Source organism: Moorena sp. SIO4E2 (genome assembly GCF_010671945.1).
Classification (GTDB): domain Bacteria; phylum Cyanobacteriota; class Cyanobacteriia; order Cyanobacteriales; family Coleofasciculaceae; genus Moorena; species Moorena producens.
Map to the genome: position 1 here is coordinate 1 of NZ_JAAHIE010000408.1, position 6,758 is coordinate 6,758.

A 6,758-nucleotide genomic window follows, 5' to 3' on the forward strand; every position below is an offset into this window, starting at 1 on the left:
ACAGCCAGTCAAGTAATTTGGCATTTTTCAACCCCGGATGCCAGAGTCAAACTTAAACATCTTTATCCAGTGTTTGAAGAGGAAGAGATGGCAGATTCTAATGCACCAAATTAGCTGTGTCAGTCCAGTAGGGTGCGTTAGGGGGGCTCGCCGTCATTTTCAGCCTCGTAGCCAGCCTTGGGAAAGTCTGCCCCGTAACGCACCACGGGGTCAAACACCAAAAATGAGATGCACCCAACAGATCCCCCTAAATCCCCCTTAAAAAGGGGGACTTCAGCTGCAATATCAAACCTGCTCCTAAATGACTAGCTTACTTTTACCAAAACTAAATTATCTTCTTCCTTTGTTTCATAGCTTTTCAATGGTTTGTCTGCAGGTCCTTTCGTTACTTTGCCATCTAAATCAAATTTAGAACCGTGGCAAGGACAGTTAAATATCTTGTCCTCTTGCTTCCAATCCACGCTACAACCTTGGTGAGTACACCTAGGGTTCACGGCAACAAGACTATTGTTGCTCAGATTACGCACGACTAGAATATCTGCTATCTTGTCGCTAATTTTGCCTTTTTCTTCTAACTCCTGCACTGTGCCAACGGCTTTAAATCCATCCTCTCGCACCGACTTATCAATATTAGCAGTTTTCTTTTCTGTTGCTTTTGGCGGACTTTTATCAGGACTACAGGCGGCTAATGCTACTGGTAGATAAGTAGCCAATGCACCAACACCAAACCAGCCCATAAATTCACGACGATCCATAGTATCCCTCTATGTGGAAAACGATTTATTTTAATAATAAACCATAATCAAAAATTAATTATATTATCTCTCAAACCAAGAATTTTTAATCGAAAATATGACCAGCTAACTTAGGTTGATAATCTCTTCCTAATTAGTTGGTATTATGCATTTTTAGTTAGTTTTAATTAATTTTAATTATCTTTAGCCATAACTGGTTGCTTTTTACTCAACTGTTTCACTAGATTTTCACTAGATTTAGAGAGCAACCAACGGTTATGTCTGGTAGCTGCAGCTGCTACAAATAATAAGTCTAAACCAACGAGGGTCCCGACAATTAATTCTGAGCCACCAGTGCTAAATCCATAACTGTGTAAACCAGTCCCGAGAACAAAGTTAACGCCATACCAAGCCATCAACACAGCATTAAAACAAACTACACTAATGACTGCCATCCCAAAGTCTGCTAACCATCCTACCAGACGACCATGTAAGGGGACTATGTAACACATTAGGGCAATCAACGCCCAGGTTTCTTTGGGGTCCCAACCCCAGAAGCGACCCCAGGAGAAGTGAGCCCAGATGCCACCGAGAATAATGCCAGTAGTGAGCAGTAAAACACCAATTTGTAGGACTCGATAGTTAAATTTTGATAGGTGGGAAATTCGTTGAAATAATTGGGGAGCAACTAGATAATGTCCTAGAATAATATGTCCTAATCCCATCGCTAAGGCAAAACTAGCATAGCTGAGGGTAATGGTGGGAACGTGGATACTGAGCCAGAAGTTGTCTCGTAGTACTGGTACAAGGGGGGCAATACTTGGATCTAGGACGGCTGGAAGACTGTCTGCTAGAAGTAGACAAAGGATTGATAAAGGAGCAGCGGCTAACAGATAGTATTTGGCCCGGTAGATTAGCTCAAATACTAGGGCGATGGCGGCAATCCCAAATCCAACCCACACTACGGATTCATACATATTGGTGACTGGGGGACGTCCGGCAATTTCCATGCGGGTGATAAAGCCGTAGCCTTGGATGAAAAGACCTGTGAGGAAAATTCCTACTGCACCTGAGTAGAGGTCGAATTGCTTGACCGATAATCCTAATAACAAGACTATTAATGCGATCGCATAAATTTTCCAGGCTTTACTAAAGGGGCGAAAACTAGAGAAGTTAACTTCCCGTTGCAGCACGGAATCCTTGGGGTAAATTTCAGGGCTAAGAGCGGCTAACTCCTGATGTAGTGTTTCCGCAACTTGCCCAACCTCAAGAGTAGTCAGTAGGGGGTCTAAACGATAGGCTTGTTTGAGTGTTTGGTAACTCTGCTGTAGAGGGGTAATTTGTTCATTGGTGTAATACTGTTGCGATTGAAGTATGCTTACCCAAGTGCCTTTACTATCACTGGGATGGGGAACTAGGGGTAGCGTATCAGTACCTACCGTGCGTAACATTAATGCTAGTCTGTCTTCTATGGTGAGGGCTTCTCGTTCGTCTCTGGTCAGCTCAATGTTGTCGGCTTGTTTTTGATTGGCTTCCAGAACGATGGCACCTAGGTTGGAACTGACTAATTCTCGGAAGGAGAAGTATTTTCGTTCTAGGTCAAGACCAATTTTTTCTTTGAGGGGGCGGTAGGTCAGTAGAATGAAGGGTTCTTGGTTCCAGTCTCGGTTATTAAACCATAGGGATAGGTAGGTTTGGAGATAGTTGAGGGTTTGATTGTTTTCTAGGCGGTAGTTAGTTGAACCGTGGATTTTGGCTACGGTTTCTCGGGCTACGGTGTCTAAGGGTTTTTTGCGCCCATCAAGTTGGACAGCTAGGGTTTGTAAGGGGTCTAGGGGTGATGGTTGGAGTTGGGTTGGAGGTATGATTAGGATTACGATTCCGAGACAGAGTCCGATCAGGAGTTGGAGTGGTTTCATCAGAACACAGAAGTAAAAGCTAATCTGAACTAGAACAAAGTATGTTAGGGGGAATGATAATACAAGGGAACTCCGGACTCCTCTGGCTGGCGGCGCAGTTTTTTAGCTACCCCTCGACCATAGAACATGATGGTGATCCCACTGATTACTAGACCAGAGCCTGTCCAAGTTAAGGCAGTTACCCAGGCTGGTTCTCGCTTGATTTGTAGGGTTGATTGTTTTAAGTCACCGGGATTCCAGGAAGCTTGGGCTATTTTCCAGCCTTGATACCAGGTGGGATGGTTCATCCAAACGTTGCGGTGGGAGATGACATGGTGATCTCGGTCTTCGATCCTGATTTTGCTAGTCCACATGGCAACGGAATCACTGCCTTCATTGCGTTCAACGATGAAGTCTTCTAATGCGATCGCAAACGGCAGTTGCAAGAGTTTGGGACTAAAGGCAGCAAAGATTTCTCCTGTTGGTTCGTTAATCGTAGTCGGTTCGCCCCAGGGTAACCAGGTTTGGGTTCCGGTTTCGGTGCTGACTAATAAGGCTGGTACTCCCTTAGCGCTTGGGTCAAATACAGGTATGACCTCACGATTGATTTTGCCATGGGGAATATACTCGTCTAGGGTAATTTGGAAATCTGCCCAACCGGGACTGACAGCTTTTCCAACCTCTAAAGTCCCAGATTTAAATCCTTTCGAGGAATGGGCAGCGTAGAATAGCTGACCTGATTGAGTGACGATTACCCGGAAATAATCCTCTGATTCCTGGGGTTGAATGTTATAGCTAATCTCAATTCCTTCTAGGGGTTTTCCTGATACAACTGAACGAATTGGCGGAAAGTTTTCCTTTCCAAACACAAACCAGCGTTCAACCCCTTCTGGTGTGGATACCTCCAACTGTACTGCGGGATTTCTCAGTTGTTGGGAGGCCGTGGTCGGTTGGTTGTTGGCGTCTAGTCGGAAATCCGGCCAAAAATCGATTACTTTGACTGAGGAGTCTGGGGCTTGGGATGACAGAGCTTGTTTTATATCGATAATCTCTGTATCTATCTTGTCTGTTTCTTTTGACGTTACCTCGATGCTACCCCAAGGACTCAGGTTTTGTTGTTCAGGAGGGGATAGCAGAGATTTTCCTTTTCCTGTCGCTACCGTTTCGACCTGAATGATTTCTAATTCAGCTGGCCCAATCCCTACTTTGCTATAGGCTACTGGGGCTACAGCTAAATAGCGCTCTAGGGTTTGCCCCATGCGATCGCTTTTCAAGCGTAATCGCACAGCTGGATTATCTACTGCTAGATTATCTGCCGTTGCCCCTTCCGTAAAACTGACTGTTTTGATGGTATTGTCGCTGTAGCCTACCAAAGACAGTTTACCAATTTGCTTGGGGATGACTGAACCATCTGGCTTGATCAATACATCAGTCTGCTGCAACTGTGATGATGGTGTCATCACTTCCAACAATTCCCCTTCAACCCGAATCTGATTGCTCGAAGCCATATCGGTGCGCAAAGGTAACATGCCCTCTACACCTAAGTGGATTACAGCCGCTGAACCAGCGATAATTACGATGATACCAAGATGGGTCAAAGCAAAGCCGATTTTACGCGCACCTCGCCAGGGGTAGCGATACAGAGCTGAGACCGCTAGGTTGAGGGCTAGTAGGAACATTAAGGCCCCAAACCACGGACTTTTGTAAATCTCTTGTTGCACGGTAGTTGACCCGACCTGAGATTCGTAAAACGTCGCCCCAATTAAGATAGCGACAATCATACTAAGTAAAGGGACAGCTAGTTTAATCGAGCCAATAAATTTTAAGGTATGCTCAAGCATATAGCAATCCTAGGTTATTTGTGAACATACTGGTCAAGATTGGTAGCACACAAAATGGTTCAGTAACTATAAGGTAATCAGGAATAGTTTTTACCCAACATTTAGTACTTCTATCTATATAATACACCCTGGTATAAAACAATTTTATCAACACAAGCTTTTTCCTAAATTATGGTTTTTTTCGCTTTTTTAAAACTAAGCGATCGCTTTTACCAAAACGCCTTAACGTCATAACTCTCTACCATTAATTTAAATTAATACTGTATTAATTTATACATTTATTATTTTGTAACCATTCAGCCGTCAGCTGTCAGCCGTCAGCTGTCAGCCGTCAGCTTATTTTATTCAAAAGCTATAGTTATTGTAGGGTGGGCAAATGACATAATTCCTGATTAAATTGTGATTGGCTTGGTATTTGCCCACCCTACTACTGAGAGCTGATAGCTGAGAGCTGATAGCTGAGAGCTGATAGCTGAGAGCTGATAGCTGAGACCTGAATGCTTACAGCATTTTTTTAATCTTAAAGGTGTACTAAATTAGTCTACTAATAGTCTACTAAATTAAACATTACTCAACTATTCCGTAAACGCGATCGCTAACATCAGACTTCGATACTGGCCATATTAGCGTCTGTATACAATCTCCCATCTGTAAGGAATTGTCACTAACACCAGACCGAATCCAGATCACGTTTGAGGTTATCTATGCTGTTGTACACTAGTCCATCTAGCCAACTTACCACAACCAATCCTGAGGAACTACTGAAGCGATATGCTAGGGGAGAACGGGATTTTCGGGGCATAAATCTGAGTGAGCAAATGTTGAGTTGGGTAGATCTTGAGGGGATAAATCTCAGTGCTGCTCAGCTTTATGTATCTATCTTAGAAGGCGTTAACCTTACCGAAGCGAACCTTACTAGAGCTAACCTCAGTTGGATAGACTTAACTGCAGCTACTTTAATCAAGGCAAATTTGACTGAAACTAACTTACACAAAGCCGATTTGCGTGAAGCAGATTTGAGTGGTGCTAACCTTCAGGGAGCAGATTTGAGTGGTGCTAACCTTCAGGGAGCAGATTTAAGTGGTGCTAACCTTAGTGGTGCGGACTTAACTAGTGCAGTCATGTCTCGTAGTTTTGATATCGGTATCTTAAAAGCAGCTTTCTAGACAGATATTATTTAAGGTTGAAGGGTTGTTCGCGTAGCGTGGCCAAAGGCCAAGGTTGAAGGGTTGTTCGCGTAGCGTGGCCAAAGGCCAAGGTTGTTCGCGTAGCGTGGCCAAAGGCCAAGGTTGAAGGCTTGAAGGTGGTTTGGTTGAAGGGTTGTTCGCGTAGCGTGGCCAAAGGCCAAGGTTGTTCGCGTAGCGTGGCCAAAGGCCAAGGTTGTTCGCGTAGCGTGGCCAAAGGCCAAGGTTGAAGGCTTGAAGCTTTAAAGTTGGTTTGTTTAAGCTTTAATAAGCTGTAACTTTCTAACCTGTAACTTTCTAACCTGTAACTTTCTAACCTGTAACTTTCTAACCTGTAACTTTCTAACCTGTAACTTTCTAACCTGTAACTTTCTAACCTGTAACTTTCTAACCTGCAACTTTCTAACCTGCAACTTGTCACCTATGGTAATCCTGTTTTCAGGATAATAGCTCTTGCAGCACTTTAGTGATAATTGGTTCAGGGATTTTGCCAACTAGGATTTCTGTCTCTTCCTGATTACTGTCTAGAAATGTGAATTGAGGCACACCAGTCACTCGGTATTTTTCAATGGGTTTAGCCCACTGGGGGTCATCTACATTTAGCATCACCCAATTGACGGTTTCTCCATACTGTTGGTGCAATTTGTTCAGGATGGGAGCCATGGATTGACAAGTGGTACACCAGTCAGCGTAAAATTCTATTAAAGTGGGCTTATTATTGCTTAAAGCAACCTCATAAGGGACGGATTGCTTTACCATTGTCTTGATTAGAGCTAACCCAGCCACGGTTGAAGTGCTAAGGCTAGATAGATCAGAACGAGTTAGGAAAAATGTTCCAGCTGCGAATACAACAGTGATTATTCCTACAACAATGCTGAGTTTTGCCCTGAGTTTTCCTTTCTCACTATTCATGATTACCTCTTGCCAAAGTATTCTATTAATCAAATATACCTCCCACACCTCCTTGTTCCCTGCTCCCGATTCCCGATTCCCGATTCCCGATTCCCGATTCCCGATTCCCGATTCCCGATTCCCGATTCCCGATTCCCGATTCCCGATTCCCGATTCCCGATTCCCGATTCCCGATTCCCGATTCCCGAT

6 protein-coding genes and 1 pseudogene are annotated in these 6,758 nt (G+C 43.9%); 2 read left to right on the forward strand and 5 right to left on the reverse strand.

Annotated features, from left to right (window positions below):
• Positions 1-305: 305 nt before the first annotated feature.
• The 3 genes from F6K37_RS28885 to F6K37_RS28895 all read right to left on the reverse strand — a co-directional run bounded on the left by F6K37_RS28885 (position 306) and on the right by F6K37_RS28895 (position 4,473).
• Positions 306-755, reverse strand: a complete 450-nt coding sequence (locus F6K37_RS28885; RefSeq protein ID WP_287253886.1) for a QcrA and Rieske domain-containing protein — start codon at positions 753-755, stop codon at positions 306-308.
• Positions 756-928: 173 nt separating this feature from the next.
• Positions 929-2,653 carry a cytochrome c biogenesis protein gene (locus F6K37_RS28890; protein WP_287253888.1) on the reverse strand — a complete coding sequence of 575 codons (1,725 nt, stop codon included), beginning with the start codon at positions 2,651-2,653 and terminating at the stop codon, positions 929-931.
• A 44-nt stretch (positions 2,654-2,697) separates the two neighbouring features.
• Positions 2,698-4,473, reverse strand: a complete 1,776-nt coding sequence (locus F6K37_RS28895; protein WP_287253890.1) for a cytochrome c biogenesis ResB family protein — start codon at positions 4,471-4,473, stop codon at positions 2,698-2,700.
• 704 nt (positions 4,474-5,177) lie between these two features.
• On the opposite strand from F6K37_RS28895, the gene F6K37_RS28900 reads away from it, so the two are divergent.
• On the forward strand, positions 5,178-5,639 hold the full coding sequence (locus F6K37_RS28900; protein ID WP_008189384.1) for a pentapeptide repeat-containing protein: 462 nt from the start codon (positions 5,178-5,180) through the stop codon (positions 5,637-5,639).
• A 7-nt stretch (positions 5,640-5,646) separates the two neighbouring features.
• Here F6K37_RS28900 and F6K37_RS28905 read toward each other — a convergent pair whose 3' ends face one another.
• Both F6K37_RS28905 and F6K37_RS28910 read right to left on the reverse strand, forming a co-directional pair.
• Positions 5,647-6,078, reverse strand: a complete 432-nt coding sequence (locus tag F6K37_RS28905; RefSeq protein ID WP_008189383.1) for a hypothetical protein — start codon at positions 6,076-6,078, stop codon at positions 5,647-5,649.
• A gap of 17 nt (positions 6,079-6,095) precedes the next feature.
• Positions 6,096-6,569 (reverse strand): thioredoxin domain-containing protein, encoded by a 474-nt coding sequence (locus tag F6K37_RS28910; protein ID WP_008189381.1) that lies wholly within the window; start codon positions 6,567-6,569, stop codon positions 6,096-6,098.
• Here F6K37_RS28910 and F6K37_RS28915 point away from each other — a divergent pair.
• Positions 6,568-6,758: pseudogene (locus F6K37_RS28915) on the forward strand (hypothetical protein); the annotation flags it as partial. The gene F6K37_RS28910 and the pseudogene F6K37_RS28915 sit on opposite strands and share 2 nt — an antisense overlap.

Coding starts and splice junctions, on each gene's coding strand:
- F6K37_RS28885 (WP_287253886.1), bottom strand. CDS start 755: ATGGATCGTCGTGAATTTATGGGCTGGTTTGGTGTTGGTGCATTGGCT.
- F6K37_RS28890 (WP_287253888.1), bottom strand. CDS start 2,653: ATGAAACCACTCCAACTCCTGATCGGACTCTGTCTCGGAATCGTAATC.
- F6K37_RS28895 (WP_287253890.1), bottom strand. CDS start 4,473: ATGCTTGAGCATACCTTAAAATTTATTGGCTCGATTAAACTAGCTGTC.
- F6K37_RS28900 (WP_008189384.1), top strand. CDS start 5,178: ATGCTGTTGTACACTAGTCCATCTAGCCAACTTACCACAACCAATCCT.
- F6K37_RS28910 (WP_008189381.1), bottom strand. CDS start 6,569: ATGAATAGTGAGAAAGGAAAACTCAGGGCAAAACTCAGCATTGTTGTA.